The 14,785-nt window shown below is 62.3% G+C and carries 12 protein-coding genes; 5 read left to right on the forward strand and 7 right to left on the reverse strand.

From position 1 onward, the window contains the following. The first annotated feature begins 13 nt into the window (after window positions 1–13). Window positions 14–751: a SurA N-terminal domain-containing protein gene (locus Q0O95_RS10295; RefSeq protein ID WP_293698076.1), complete on the forward strand. Its 738-nt coding sequence runs from the start codon at window positions 14–16 to the stop codon at window positions 749–751. A 7-nt stretch (window positions 752–758) separates the two neighbouring features. On the opposite strand, the gene Q0O95_RS10300 is transcribed toward Q0O95_RS10295, so the two are convergent. After that, complete coding sequence (locus Q0O95_RS10300; RefSeq protein WP_293698078.1) at window positions 759–1,760, reverse strand: LacI family DNA-binding transcriptional regulator; 1,002 nt, start codon at window positions 1,758–1,760, stop codon at window positions 759–761. A 133-nt stretch (window positions 1,761–1,893) separates the two neighbouring features. Here Q0O95_RS10300 and Q0O95_RS10305 point away from each other — a divergent pair, with 133 nt between their 5' ends. After that, the gene (locus Q0O95_RS10305; protein WP_293698080.1) at window positions 1,894–7,941 is read left to right on the forward strand and encodes a GH92 family glycosyl hydrolase; all 6,048 of its coding nucleotides are present in this window, start codon (window positions 1,894–1,896) and stop codon (window positions 7,939–7,941) included. 248 nt (window positions 7,942–8,189) lie between these two features. Here Q0O95_RS10305 and Q0O95_RS10310 read toward each other — a convergent pair whose 3' ends face one another. The 6 genes from Q0O95_RS10310 to Q0O95_RS10335 all read right to left on the reverse strand — a co-directional run bounded on the left by Q0O95_RS10310 (window position 8,190) and on the right by Q0O95_RS10335 (window position 12,621). Then, a complete protein-coding gene (locus Q0O95_RS10310; protein WP_293698083.1) occupies window positions 8,190–8,945 on the reverse strand; it encodes an ABC transporter permease in 756 nt (251 codons plus the stop codon). Between the two features lie 14 nt (window positions 8,946–8,959). Then, the gene (locus tag Q0O95_RS10315; protein WP_293698086.1) at window positions 8,960–9,706 is read right to left on the reverse strand and encodes an ABC transporter ATP-binding protein; all 747 of its coding nucleotides are present in this window, start codon (window positions 9,704–9,706) and stop codon (window positions 8,960–8,962) included. Between the two features lie 94 nt (window positions 9,707–9,800). Next, window positions 9,801–10,526 carry a hypothetical protein gene (locus Q0O95_RS10320; RefSeq protein WP_293698087.1) on the reverse strand — a complete coding sequence of 242 codons (726 nt, stop codon included), beginning with the start codon at window positions 10,524–10,526 and terminating at the stop codon, window positions 9,801–9,803. After that, window positions 10,523–10,849, reverse strand: a complete 327-nt coding sequence (locus Q0O95_RS10325) for a hypothetical protein (RefSeq protein ID WP_293698088.1) — start codon at window positions 10,847–10,849, stop codon at window positions 10,523–10,525. The genes Q0O95_RS10320 and Q0O95_RS10325 overlap by 4 nt, the downstream gene beginning before the upstream one ends. A 184-nt stretch (window positions 10,850–11,033) precedes the next feature. Further along, window positions 11,034–11,903 (reverse strand): alpha/beta hydrolase, encoded by an 870-nt coding sequence (locus tag Q0O95_RS10330; protein ID WP_293698090.1) that lies wholly within the window; start codon window positions 11,901–11,903, stop codon window positions 11,034–11,036. Window positions 11,904–12,069: 166 nt separating this feature from the next. Next, entirely contained in the window at window positions 12,070–12,621 is a 552-nt protein-coding gene (locus Q0O95_RS10335) for a GNAT family protein (RefSeq protein ID WP_293698093.1), read from the reverse strand. Between the two features lie 36 nt (window positions 12,622–12,657). Between Q0O95_RS10335 and Q0O95_RS10340 the strand changes: the two genes are divergently transcribed. The 3 genes from Q0O95_RS10340 to Q0O95_RS10350 form a co-directional block, all read left to right on the forward strand. Further along, window positions 12,658–13,308 (forward strand): TetR/AcrR family transcriptional regulator, encoded by a 651-nt coding sequence (locus Q0O95_RS10340; protein WP_293698096.1) that lies wholly within the window; start codon window positions 12,658–12,660, stop codon window positions 13,306–13,308. Window positions 13,309–13,359: 51 nt separating this feature from the next. Continuing rightward, window positions 13,360–14,268 (forward strand): DUF2268 domain-containing putative Zn-dependent protease, encoded by a 909-nt coding sequence (locus Q0O95_RS10345; protein ID WP_293698098.1) that lies wholly within the window; start codon window positions 13,360–13,362, stop codon window positions 14,266–14,268. 42 nt (window positions 14,269–14,310) lie between these two features. Next, window positions 14,311–14,785 (forward strand): MerR family transcriptional regulator (locus tag Q0O95_RS10350; protein ID WP_293698101.1); only part of this gene is annotated, 475 nt, incomplete at its 3' end.

Consider the following 14,785-nt stretch of genomic DNA (forward strand, 5'->3'; position numbering starts at 1 on the left):
AAGGAGCTTCTCTATGCCACTCAAGCGTTCGCTGGCGGCCCTCTCCCTTGTCGTGGTGATGGCGCTGGCCGGATGTGCTGCCGGAGACGAAGAACCTGAGCAGACTGATACGCCGGCGGGCCCCGAGGAGGTTGCTCCGGAAGCAGACTTAGAGGGTGTCCCCGAGGTCGTCGCTGTCGTGAACGGCGAGGAGATCTCGCGCGAAGAGTTCGCCGAGGCGTACGAGGCGCAGTTGCAGCAGACCATGATGATGCAGCAGGACCCCGCGCAGGAGCTCGACGAGGAGGCGCTCAAGCAGGAGGTCGCCCAGATGCTGGTGAACAACCTCCTCCTGTCGCAAGCGGCTGCGGATGCGGGCATCGAAGCAACCGACGAGGATATCGATACGACGCTCGAAGAGGTGGCGACGCAGAACGGAATGGGCTCTGTCGACGAGCTGATCGCTGCGCTGTCCGAGCAGGGTATGTCCGAGGAGGACATCCGCGAAGAAGCCGCGATGCAGTATCAGCTGACCACCTACATCGACAGCGCGACAGACGTGCCCGAACCGAGCGAGGACGAGCTGCGCGAGCAGTACGACACCCTTATCGCGCAGCAGGAAGAGATGGGCGAAGAGGCAGGAGAAGTTCCTCCCTTCGAGGAAGTCCGCGATCAGCTGGCCGAGCAGGCAGTTTCACAGGAGCAGGACGTCGCTGTTCAGGAACTTCTCGAGGAGCTGCAAGAGCAAGGGGACGTCACGATCAACCTGTGATCGATGCCTAATCGCGCCTGATCAAGCGCATCGGAATCACGACGTTCTCGATCGGGCGAGAGCGCTCGCTCATGCGCAGTAGGGCGAGGCGGGCCGCAGCACGGCCCATCTCGGCGACGTCGCCTGCCACAACGGTAATGCCGAGCACTTGCGCCCATTCGGGGTCATCGAAACCGATGACCGCGGGGGCTGCATGACCCTTTCGCGCAGCGAGTTCCTGAGTGAGACCGAGCAGGCTGCGGTTGTTGCCGGCAACAACCGCGGTCGGCGGATCCTCCAGTTCGAGAAGCTCGCGCACGAACTGGCGTGCTTCGAGTGCCCCGTGGGCGTCGTTGCGAATCAGATCACGCCACTGGACGCCTGCAGCGTCGAGGACTTCCGCCATGCCGGCTTTGCGCTCCCGGTAGGTGGGGAGCCACTCGTAGTCGCCGATGAGGGCGATTCTGGAATGACCGGCGTCGAGAAGGTGCTGAGCGGCCAGGCGTCCGCCTTCCCGGTTGTCGAAGACGACCGAGTCGGCATCCAGGTTCATGGCTGTGCGATCGGCGAAGACGACCGCAATGCCCCGTGATTGGAGGCGCGAGTAGGCGGCGTGATCCTGTAGCGCTGACACCACGATCAGCGCTTGCGCTTGTCTATCGGCGAGGTCTTGGGCCAGGAGCCATTCCTGCTCCGCAGATTCGCGAGAGTTGGCGACTGACAGGTGAATGGTGCGGGGCCGAACCTCGTCTTCAACGGCGGCAGCGAGAGTCGAATAGAAGGGGTTCGCGAAGTCTCCCGTAATGAGTCCGATCGAAACCGCGAGTCGTCCGCTTGCGAGCAGACTGGCAGCAGAGTTGCGCTGATAGCCCAGATCTGCGGCTGCCGCGAGCACGCGCCCACGCGTTTCCTCGCTCACATAGGCCTCGCCGCCCAGTGCGCGGGAGGCGGTTTTCAGGCTGACACCGGCCCGCTCAGCGACCTGCGCGAGGGTCGACCTCGCCGGTATCTCTTGCGGAGTTGCCGCCATGTTCATCCCCTCGTGCAAGCTACAGCCGAGTGTACCGACACCTCGCGGGCCCTTGGCAGGGTGCCGACACTGTGCTAGCGTTCACTCAGTATGACAGCGATGTCATAACGACGACGTCAACCCAGGAGCACCAATGCCGGTCCCACAGCACACGCCGACGAAAGCACCAGCGCGGGCAATCCGCAGAACGATGTATGCCTCGGGTATCGCCCTTGCCGTTACGGCCTCGACACTCGGCACGATGCCGGCGATTGCGCAGGAGCAAGACGGCGCCACGACGTTCTCCTCATCATTCGAGGCCGAGGACGTCGCCCCCGTGCTCGAAGGCACGGGGGAGTCCGTCAACCTGGCGGGGGAGCGCGGGCATCCCGGCAGCATTCTCGATCTGGTCGCGTCGGTGAGCGCCTCAGACGAGAACGACCCCAACGAGGTCGCTGAGAACCTCGCCGACGGAGACTCCGGCACCAAGTGGCTGAGCTTCTCGCACCCTGCGTGGGTACAGTACGAACTGTCGGAGCCGCACTCCATCGAACAGTATGTGCTCACCTCCGCCAACGACGCCGAGGATCGCGACCCGGACACCTTCACGATCGAGGGATCCACGAACGGCACTGACTGGGAGACCATTGACGAACAGTCTGATGTTCGTTTCGACGCACGCCACGAAACGTTGACTTTCGACCTCGATGAACCCACCGCTGAGTACACCCACTATCGCCTGGACATCAGCGCTGTCCGCGGCGATGTCGACCTCGTTCAGCTCGCCGACTGGACGCTCATCGGCGACGCAGACGCGCAGACGGACCCGTCCGACCTCGCGTTGGAGATCGGCGATGGTCCCACCAGCTCGTATACGGCGAAGACGAATGTCGGCTGGAGCGGTCTGCAGGCACTGCAATACTCCGGGCGTCACCTGGCCAGCGGCCCGGCGGCATCCACCTCCGTGCTGTTCGACGACCTCGCAATCGCGGTGGAGCAGGACACCGAGCTCTCCTACATGATCTTCCCCGACCTCGACGGCGAACAGACGTACGCTGCGACCTTCGTCGCGGTAGACCTCGTGTTCGACGATGGCTCGACGCTCTCCGGTTCGGAAGCCACTGATTCGTACGGTTACTCGGTCGACGCCCGCACGCAGGGATACGCGAACAAGCTGTGGCCGGACCAGTGGAACAGGATCGCCGTCGATCTCGGCCCGTTCGCGGGCAAGACGATCACCGAAATCCGGTTCTCCTACGACCACCCGGGTGACGACGTGCAGAATGTCGAGGTCGCAACGGGCGACACGGCGTTCAGCGGATGGCTGGATGACGTCACCATCGAACACGCCGAGCCGGTGGACACTGCAGACGGTCTGGTCTCATACGTGGACACCCGGCGCGGGACGAACTCCACCGGCGGATTCTCGCGCGGCAACCACATCCCGGCTGCGGCGTGGCCGAACGGCTTCAACTTCCTGGTGCCGATGACGAATGCCGACAACCACGGCACGATCTACCACTACCACCAGAACAACACCTCGAACAACCTGCCGGCACTGCAGGGCATCGGCTTCTCCCACCAGCCGAGCATCTGGATGGGCGACCGCAATCAGCTCGCGGTGCTGCCCGCTGATAACGCCAATCCGACGAGCACCTTGAACGACCGCAGGCTCGAGTTCCAGCACGATAACGAAGTGGCTCGCCCCGACATCTACTCGGTCGAGTTCGAGAACGGCATCTTCACAGAGGTCGTGCCAACCGATCACGGTGCCGTCTACCGCTTCACGTTCGCAGAAGACGAGAACTCCGTGCTCGTCGACAGCGTCGAAGGGCAGGCCAACTTGGAAATCGCCGCAGACGGCACGGTCACGGGGTGGGTCGACGGTGGTTCTGGATACCCCGGCCGTAGCAGGATGTTCATCTACGGCACGTTCGATGGCACGCCGATTTCCGCGGGTGATGCTCCGCAGGGCGACCGGGAACACGCCCAGTACGCGGCGTTCGATACCGCGGATGGCGAAACCGTCGAATTGCGCATCGCGACGTCGATGATCTCGCTCGATCAGGCAGCCCATAACCACGCTCTCGAGCTCGATGGTCAGTCGTTCGACGCGCTGCACTCCGCGGTCACGAACGCCTGGAATGAGCGGCTATCCGTCATCAAGGATGTCCAGGGCGCGACCGACACCCAGCTGGCCACGCTGTATTCCAGCCTGTATCGATTGAACCTGTATCCCAACTCGCAGTTCGAGAACGTCGGAACAGCGGAGGAGCCCGAGTATCGGTACGCAAGCCCGTTCGAACAGACCGGCGAGGCAAACGACACGGAGACGAACGCGACCATTGTCGACGGCAAAATCTACGTCAACAACGGGTTCTGGGACACCTATCGCACCGCGTGGCCGCTGTACGCCATGCTGTATCCGGAACAGACAGGGGAGCTCGTCGACGGTTTCGTCGAGCACTATCGTGAAGGCGGCTGGCTTTCGCGATGGTCGTCGCCCGGCTACGCCGACCTCATGACAGGAACCAGCTCGGATGTCGCGTTCGCCGAGGCCTACATGGCGGGATCGCTCAGCACGGAAACTGCGCTCGAGGCGTACGACGCGGCCGTGAAGAACGCGACGGTCCTGCCGGAGTCGAGCGCCGTTGGCCGGAAGGGCCTGGAGCGGTCGATCTTCCTCGGTTTTACGCACGCATCGACGCACGAAAGCGCATCGTGGGGGCTCGAAGGCTTCATCAACGACTTCGGCATCGCCACCATGGCACGGGCGCTCGCCGAGGATCCGGAAACTCCGGAAGATCGCGTCGAGCAGCTGCTGGAAGAAGCCGACTACTTCGACAATCGTGCGCAGAACTTCGTCGAGATGTACAACCCCGACGCCGGAGTGTTCACCGCACGAAACGCCGACGGCACGTGGCCCGAGGGAGAAGACTTCGACAAGAAGGCGTGGGGTGGTGCGTTCACGGAAGCCAGCGGCTGGACCTTCGCCTTCCACGCTCCTCACGACGTGGACGGTATGGCTGCGCTGTACGGGGGTCGTGACGGTCTGCTCGACGAACTCTACGACTTCTTCAACGAACGCGAGCGAGCCGACCGCTCCGGCATCCACGAGGCGCGTGAGGCTCGCGACGTTCGGCTCGGCATGCTGGGGCTTTCCAACCAGGTGGCCCACCACATCCCCTACGTGCTCGCCGAAGCCGGCGACCCCAGCATGGCTCAGGAGATGCTGAGCGACATCCAGCAGCGGATGTTCGTCGGTGGCGACATCGGCCAGGGATTCCCAGGTGACGAGGACAACGGCGAGTTCTCGGCCTGGTACATCTTCAGCGCACTCGGGTTCTATCCGCTCGAGGTCGGCTCCGGCAACTACACCATCGGTAGCCCGCTGTTCGACAGCATCACGCTGGATGTGGAGGGAACCGAGATCACCATCGAGTCCGAGGGTGCGGCAACCGGTTCGATGTATGTCGACGGCATCGACATCAACGGCACCGCACTCACCGAAACCACCTTCGACGGTCAGCTCCTTCGTGACGGCGGCACGATGACGTTCACGATGTCCGATGAGCCATCGACCTGGGGCGCAAAGGACCTGACCGAGGATTTGGACGTGCCGACTCCGCTGGTTGACGCGACGCATCCCGACCACGGAACCCTGACAGCGACAGACGGCACCCCCGTCGGTTCCCTGGTCGATGACAACATGAACTCGTCGACGACGTTCGAATCCGACGAGGCGGAACTCGTGTGGACTTCGGATTCCGGGCCGGTCGCCGTTGACCGGTACACGCTCACGAGCGTGGAAAGCGACGGCACGCCGACGTCATGGACCCTGTCGGGGTCGGTTGACGGCTCGACGTGGGTTGAACTCGACAGTCGTTCAGACGAGAACTTCCAGTGGTTGACGCAGACCCGGCCGTTCTCCGTCGACGAAGCGGGCGGCTTCACCAGCTATAAGTTGGAGGTCAGCTCGGCCGAAGGTGCTCTGCGGCTTGCCGAGATAGAACTCTACGCGCGCTCGGCGGGCGACTCCGATCTCGAGGTTCGTCCCGCATCCTCGCAGACAGTCTCCGTCGACGAAGAGTTCAGCGGAACACTCGCAACGATTCTCGGTCAGGAGGAGACGGCGGACGGTTACACGGTCGTCGTCGACTATGGCGACGGCTCGAGCACCGACGAGGTCACGTTGACTCGTGACGGCCTCGGGGCGTGGACGGTCAGGGCACCGCACACCTTCGATGCGCCCGGTACCTACACGGTCGGCATCTCGGTGAGCGACTCATCCGGTAACACGGCGGCGACATCGACGACAGTGCACGTTACCCGCGACTACACGCTCGAGGGCATGTTCAACGTCGTCTGCATCGGCGACGTCGGCGCGGTGGCAGCTGATTGCGACGGGCAGCAGTACGGATACGACCGAACGAAGCTCGCCGAGGACGGCTTCGTTCAGGGCGAGACCTACGAACTCGACGGCACCGAGCTCACCTTCGACCTGCCTGACGTCGAACCCGGCGAGCCCGACAACATCACAGGCGAGGGGCAGACGGTGTGGGTCGACCTCGGAGATGACGCGACGGAGATCGCCTTCATCGGCATGGCCAATGAGGGCGATCGCGACCAAGAGGTCACGCTGCACTTCACAGACGGCTCGACCCAAACCGTAGCGCTCGCGTTCGGCGACTGGGTGGGAGCGGCCGGGGATCCGGCATTCGACAACACGGTGCTGGCGGTTGTGGACGACCGCCTCCAGGGTGTCGAAGAAGAGGGCCAAGGCAAGAACACCGCAATCTACTCGACGGCTCCCGTGGCTCTCGATGTCGATGAGCAGGGTGAACCCAAGGTCGTCGAACGACTCGAGATGCCGACCGAACCCGGGAACCTCAGGGATGGACGCGTGCACGTCTTCGCAGTCGCATCCGATGGCGATCGTTCCTCGTCGAACCTGCTCGAAGTCGAAGCGTCGACGGTACCCGACCAGGTCGCGGGAGAACGCTTCGAGACCGAGCTGGCGACGGTCACAGGCGGCTACGACGCAGAAACTGCGACCGTGAACTGGGGCGATGGCAGCCCCGTCAGCACGATACAGCTGGCGGATGCCGCAGTCGTGGGAGAGCACACGTACGCAGAGCCGGGTACCTTTACGGTCACTGTGACGGTGGACGACGGCGTGCGTTCGGCATCGGTGGAACTGGAAATCGTGGTCGAAGATCCCGACTCGGGATACTTGCCCGAGATCGAACTCAGCGTCGACCGCGCTGCTCCCGGGGACACCGTGGGAGTTCAGGGCTCCGGATTCGCTCCCGGGGAGTCGGTCGATGTATGGATCGTCGACGACGAAACCGTCGACGCGACGGCTAATGATGCCGGCGAGATCGATACGACGATCACGGTGCCGACCGACCTCACCGACGGTGAATACGTGGTTGTCGCCTTCGGTGAAGAGTCGAACGCGGAAGCGCGCGCAACGCTCTTCGTCGAGAGTTCCGACGGCGACGACCCCGTCGCCACGGGAGTCTCGCTGAGCGCCGAGCCGACCGACATCGTGGCCGGTGAGCGCGTGACGTTGACCGCGACCGTGACACCGGAGAATGCCACGGGGCAGGTGGAGTTCGTCAGCGATGAGAGTGTCGTCGCCACGGCATCCGTGAACGGCGGCACTGCCAGCGCCGAGGTGACGCTCGAGACTGCGGGGACGCACACCTTCACCGCTCACTACGTGCCGGATGACGAGGCCGAGTTCCAGGCATCCGTGTCTGAGCCGGTGAGCATCGAAGTCGGCGATGTTCCCGTTCTCGACGCCGAGCTGTCGCTGAGCTCCGACCGTGTTGCTCAGGGCGGAACCGTGGAGGTGACCGGTCGCGGCTTCGGCTCCGGCGAGGAGGTGGCGCTCACGCTGTTCTCCGACCCGGTTGATCTCGGAACATTCGAGGCGGATGAGGTCGGCAGCTTCCGAGCGACCGTCACCATCCCGGACGAGACTGAAGTCGGCGATCACGTCATCGAGGCGGTGGGCGGAACCACCGGTCTCGCGGCCGAGGCGCCGTTGACCGTGACCAGCGGTGATGACTCCGGCGACGACATTCCGGTGACGGGTGCCACGATCCCCGTCTGGCTGGTCGTGATCATGCTCGCACTGCTGATCGGAGGCGGAGCCCTGTTGCTCCTGCGCCGTTCGACATCGACGCGAGAGTAGCGCGGCAAAGAGGCGCCCGGTGGGATGTATTCATCTCACCGGGCGTCTATTGCTGCTCTCAGAGAAGCCACGAATCTTGCAATGGCATCGAGAACTCCAGATCCGATGCCGCCGAACAACGCGTGCATGGCGAACTTTCACAAGTTGAGGCATACAGCGGCGATAGAGCCGTCCCCAGGATGACAAGTCAAGGGAGTCACGTTGCCTTAATTTTGGGGCCGTTGCCGGGGCGATTGCAGCGTTACCTGTCATCTCCAGCGGAAGGTTCGAATAGCAATGAAAAGCAAAGGAACCGTCCATATCACCATGACTGCGATCGGAATGAGTGACATCGGCTGGCCGTACCAGGCCGCGGTGAGTGATTGGGATGCTGCTCCTAAGGGCGTGTATCCGGAGATTTGCCGCAGCGGCTCAGCCATCAGGGGCCCTGGAGTCCACACACCTGCGGTGAACAGACATACAAAGAAGATGACCATGCCGATCCCGTTCGCGTTCTGTGCTGTGCTGGCGCGTGCGGCGATCAGCGACCCCAGGCAAAGCATCTGCACTGCGGCAAGCGCGAAGACGCCGATAACGAGGAACACGGATCGTGGCGCTTGGGCATCCAGGAGCATTACGGCCGCAACCACGGCGATCGCCGCTCCCAGCACCAGGGAAACTCCGCTGAGAATCACTTGTGCGATGAGCACCCGCTGCGGACCGACCGGGGTGGTGGCAAGCCGTCGAAGTACGCCCTTTTCCCGGTACCCTCCGATCGCTGACGGGAAGTTGGTGAGCGTAACGCTACCGAGTGCGACGGTCAGTGCGATCGGAATGAACAGGTCGATCGCGCGCAGCTGCGCAAAGGCTGGGTCATCTCCTCCAAGCACTTCATCAGTACCGGGTATGACGAGTCCCTGAAGAAGAAGGAGTGCAGTCGGGAAGAGTAGAGCCATAAAGATCGCTGTCGGATTTCGGCTCAACAAAGTTGCTTCGCTACGGATCAGTGCGGGGAGCGCGTTCAATGCGTGTCCTTTCGTCAGGCTGCCCGAAGCAGCTCATTGTTATGAATAATCGCCAAGTAGGCGTCCTCCAGAGACGGGCGCCGTTCGTTGCTGGGGAGGCCCGAGGCTTCGATAAGTTCGCTCGGTGTGCCCTCTGCGATGGTGTGGCCGTGGTCGATGATCGCCAAACGATCGCAGAGAGCCTCGGCTTCGTCCAGGAAATGCGTGACCAATACGATCGTCACCCCCGTCTCGCGAACGTTCTCGATCAGCTCCCAGACGTCGCGGCGCCCTTGGGGGTCGAGACCGGTGGTCAACTCATCCAGTACCGCGATGCGCGGGTTGCCGACTAGCGCCAGCGCGATGGAGAGTCGTTGCTTCTGTCCGCCGGACAGCGAACTGAAGGCCTTCTTCCGATGTGCGCGAAGCCCCACGGTCTCTAGCAACTCGTCGATGTCGGCGGGGTTCGGATAGAAGGCAGCGAACAGTTGCAGCGCTTCGCCGACACGCATTTCATTGGGCAGCTCACTGGATTGGAGTTGGTATCCGACGGTGTGGCGAAGTGCGCTCAAATCCGTCGCGGGATCCAATCCGAGTACGCGGATCTCGCCCCGATCGGGTCGGATCATCCCGGTTAGGCATTCGACGGTCGTCGTCTTGCCTGCACCGTTGGGGCCGAGGATGCCAAATATCTCTCCTTGCGCGACGTTGAGATCGACGTCACCGACGGCGACGTGTTTGCCAAAGGTCTTGCGTAAGTTTTGGATTCTGATTGCGGGCATGTTGGCGCCTTTCTGGCAGGCCGAAGTCCCCGAGGGCTTCGGGTTGGTAACAGGAATAGATTTCGTCAGGTTCGCCGCTGTTAAGCGTGCGATATCATTCGAGCAGCGCAGCGGATCGCGCAGCGTCCTTTCTCGACAACCACAGAGAGATCAGCCACCAAATCACCTGCACAGCGATGATGACAGTTGCGCCGAGCACGATGCTCGAGATGTCGAAGTCAGCGAGATTACGGCGCTGGCCGACGATGAGGCAAGCAACTGCGACTGCGACTCCGACAGCAATGAGTCTTGTCAATTGCACGGCCCAACTATCAAGTTCGGCTGTCAACCGTGAAGGCGCAAGCGCCCTCCATAAGAGGCCGATGAGCATCAGAAAAACGATGCCGAAGGCAGTTCCAAGTATGTAGCTGAGTACGCTCGTATCGAGTTCGTGGTCGACGATCCACAGCGTCAGCAATGCCAATCCTGCAACAAGCGAGGCTGTCGAAACTACCGATCTGAGCAAGATCCACCTCGTCGGAAAACGCCGCTGCAAGTCCTGACGCTTGCGAGGGATGTAGGCCCAGGCTTCTTTCCGCAGGTAAGCGGCGAGGAGGCCAGCTGCAACAGCCAACGCGAGGGGCACTGCGATCGGGGTCACGTAATTGTTGCTCACGATCCACAGCAGCGCAGCGAAGCAAAACACGACCGTCGGCATCGCCAGCATCGAGAGCCACCAGGATGCGACGAATGGCTTTCTGGAATCGGTTATGTCCAAGGGATGCACGAGCAACTGCTCGGTGGAGTCCGGCAACGCGACAGTTTCGCGAACGGTTTTCATGGGGTCCTCCAGGGGACATTCTCGATGTAGGGCGGACGGAGCCCACCCTTGGCTATTTCGTATACCTTCTGGCGCGCTACTCCCAGCTCGCCGGCAACCGCGACCGCACTGAAATCCTCGAGCAATGCATCGACGGCCAACGAACGGATACCAGAAGCCCGCCAGTTCAGGTGCGCGGCGAGCGCTCCGACCTCCGCTGCGAGAAGTGCCACGGCCAACGGGCCGCCGAAAGCATCGCTCCAATCTGCGCTTCCCGATTGGGCCGCTGCGTACAGCGCGTCCCCGCCATCGGCGAGAGCCTCGTGTACATGTTGGGGGCTCAAGCCACACCCTGTGAGCCGCGCAACAACCTGCTCAAACGCAGAGGGGTCGTCGACCCTATGCGCAAGGACATCTGTCCAAGTCAGAAGTCGAGTGTCGGAGCTGCTGTCACCCCCGGGGTTACTGGTCATGAGACCACTATGACCCAGAGCCCGCAAGCCTGTCAACCCCTGGGTGACAGTCGACTCAGTCGGGTCGTAAATTCTTGCGGCCGAGAATTGTCTCGAATACTCGACCCGCATGTGTCCAGAGCAGTGCCCCTCCTGCGTCTGACAAAACCTCTCGCCGGACGTTCACTAACCGTTCTGCGAGCGTAGCGCCGTGGTCCGGCGAATGACCAAGATCCCCCACACCGAATAAAATTGTCACGGTCGTTTGAATATCGCTGAGCCGTAGGCCCCAAGGGCGCATAGCGATAAGCGTGTCGCGCACGTAGCCACGTCCGTTGCCCTCGAAGCCCTCCTCCAGGGCGCGCCGATAGAGCGACAGGAAACTGTCACCGAAGTAGAACGCGCGGTCTTCTTCGCTTGCACCTTCAAGGACCATCGACTCCATGTCAGCGGGAGTGAGCATAGTCAGTACCCGTTCCGCTTCACGAGGGTTCGCGCGAGCGAGATCAGACAGCTGAGTCGCTTCCGCAGGAAGCATCTCGTGTATCTGCGGGTGAGCTAGCTCATCTGCTGGGGAGGCCAAGACCAGCTTTGAGGCCCACCCATCGGCGGCTGCAGCGAGACCAAAGACACTCGCCTGCGAATTCGCGACCACCGGGATCGATCCCGAACGGCCGAGAGTGGTCTCTACAAAACTTCGATAGTCGTCAGCTGTTGACGCCAATGTGCGTTCGCTATGAAATGTCGAATCGCCCATGCCTGGCCGATCCATTGTCAGCAGCCGGACGTTCATGCCCTGCAGGAGGTCAGCACCAAAGTGCATAGACTTACCGGTGGCAGCACCCGCCATGAACAGCACTGGGTTTCCGCTGCGTGGTCCGAAACTCAGGCCGGAAAGTATTCGGCCGTCTGGAGTCCGAACGCTGATCGGCTCTGCGCTGTCCATGCATCGAGCCTAGGCTGAAGGGAATTCGAGAACAACGCTGTAGCGGTAACCATCATCGGGGACAACAAGCGCCAAGGCTTTGGCGTCATCTTCGGGGCCGGTTTTGACCGTTGTGATATCTCCTTCGTGACGTCCGCGGTGTTCCATGACTCCAGCGGTCTGTGGCTCACGGCAGCGGTGCCGACGGCCGGATCTCACGCGAGTAATGCAACAGAAGGACCTCTTCCCCGGAAGGTGCCATGGAGCGGGCTCGCGCGCCGCGAGTGAACCCGGCGCGTTCGAGTACGCGCTGAGCCCCCAGGTTCTCAGGCACGGTGCGTGCGGTGAGTCGGGTGAGTCCGCTCCGCTGGATCAGCGTGCTCGCGAGCGAAAGGGAAGCGTGAGCCGCACCTCGGCCCCGGTGATCGGGGCGCACCCAGAAACCCACTTCGGCCGCTTCGGTGTCCACGTTGAACAACACCAAGCTGCCGATGAACTCGTCTGTGCCTGGATCGGCAACCGTCAGCACCGCAAGATCGCCACGAGTGAGGCCCTCGCGAATCACTCCATCGATCAGTCGGGAGACCGAAGCTTCGGTGTACTCGGGTTCTGGCAGGTGGGCGAACTCGCGCACCAGCGGGTCGTCTGCGCCAACGGCGTACGCGGCCGCGTCTTTGTGCTCCATGGCACGAAGTACCGCGCGATCTTGGCGCAAGGGGAGATATCCGACATGCAACACGCAATTAAACTAACATAGTTCGGCTAAGGTTGTAGTGTGAACTACTGGGATCAAGGCAGGACCGTTCGCAGAAACCGTGCAGTGGATGTGGGCAGGCTCGCCTCCATCTCCGCTGAGTTGCTGGATGAGGGAGGGCTGCGCGCCCTTACGATACGAGCAGTCGCGCTGAGAATGAGCGTCGCGCCCGCCAGCCTCTATTCCCGGATCACGTCGGTGGACGACCTCTTCGACCTCGCCCTCGATTATGTGCTCGGTTGTGACACGCAACTGCAGGAAGCCCTCGAACACTCTGAACTGCACGCGCTGCTCATCGCGTACTATCGACATCTCGTTCGACATACTTGGGCTTGTCAAGTCATCGCCATGCGCGCGCCCCGGGGTCCGAACTATCTCCGCTTGTCCGAGCGTATGTGCGTACTGCTCACTGATGACGGCTCGTGTGATCCACTCGGCGAAGGCTATGCCCTGTCGAACTTTGTGATCGGTAGCGCCGCGACTGCTCCGGTCGCGGGAGGCGAGCAACGCACAGCGGTCAACAGGGAACTCGCTCCGCTATACGCCTCGCTGCATGAAAAACAGAATGGTGATTCCGAAACGATCGTCGCCGCTGGCCTTCGCATTCTGTTGCAAGGTAGAAGAATGGCTTCCCCAGACTGCACAACTAGCTGTACTGACCGGGGACATTGATCGAGTAAAGGGTTGACCTTGTCGTAACGGCAATGTTTATAGTCTCTTGTCATGACCATTTCAATGATTGACAGCGCTTCGGGTATGAGTCGAGTCCTGACGGCGGATGCGAAGGATTGCGCGGACCTCATCCGTGACATGTGGGCTCCGATGGCGGGGATGTACCACTTCATCCCCGGTGGTGTGGACATGGCCACTGTGCACCAGCAGAACTTCGGTTTCCGTGCGGACTCTGCGTTCGAGCAGGTCCGTGAAGGTCTGGAGTCCCTTGTTGCGACAGATGCGTGGACTCGCATCGAGAAGGCCCTCGAGGACGGCGTGGCAGCGTTGACGTCTGCTGATCCGGGGGTGACGATCCCCGACCTGACCGTGCTGCTCGTCCTGGGGGATCCGACTAACAGGCACTTCGTCGACGAGGTGCAAGGGATATCAGGGTTCGGTGGTATCAGCGGCTACATCGCCATCACCGTCTGGCCCACCTCGCGCGTCCTTGATCGCCTCGAGGCGATTGCGGTGCATGAGTTGCACCACAACGTGCGCTATTCACCTGGCGGGGTAGTGTGGGACCCACAGACGGTGACGGTTGGCGAGCACGTTGTGTCTGAAGGGCTCGCGGACGTGTTCGCGTCCGAACTGTATGGTGACGCCGGCTACACCCATTTCGTACGCGACGAAACCCGCTCTGACGACCGGGTACTGGCGAAGGTTGCCAGCGGCCTGGGCGTCACTGGCATGGCCGACTTCGCCGCCTGGGTTCTTGGCGACTCCAGTGCACAACTATTCGGTGCCGAGCCTGTCGGCCTGCCGACCGGGGCCGGCTATGCAGCCGGTGCTCGATTTGTCCGCGCATACCTCGACGCCACGGGAACCACGGCCGCCCAAAGCGTCCGCACTCCCGCGTCCGAGATCCTGCGCCTTGGGCTGCCACAGCTCGGCCTGACCTCAGGCCCGGCACACTGAGCAGGACGTCGAACGAACAAGAGACCGGTGATGGAATGGACGGTGCACGAGCTCGCTGAACGCGCAGGCATCAGCGGTCGCACGCTGCGCCACTATCACCGCATCGGGCTTCTCGAGCCCGACCGCGTCGGGTCCAACGGCTACCGCTACTACGGTCCCGACGCGGTCGCTCGCCTGCAACGCGTCCTCCTGCTCCGTGACACAGGTATGCCACTGGCCGAGATCACCGCAGTCCTCAACGCCCTCGAGACGCCGACCGCCGAGGTCGAAGCCCTCCAGGCCCACCTGACACAGCTCGCAGAGGACCGTGAGGCCCTGGACCGGCGCATCAGCTCGGTCGAACACACCCTGCAGATGCGTCGAGAGGGCCGCGAACCGCGCATGGACGTGATGCTCGAAGGCTTCAACGACCGCTACGAGGCCGAGGTCGTTCGACGGTGGGGACGTGAGGCTTTCGACGCGTCGAATCGGTGGTGGCATGCCAAGTCCGTGGGACAGCAACGCGACTGGCAGGCCA

The organism is uncultured Agrococcus sp., from assembly GCF_945915485.1.
Lineage (GTDB): Bacteria > Actinomycetota > Actinomycetes > Actinomycetales > Microbacteriaceae > Agrococcus.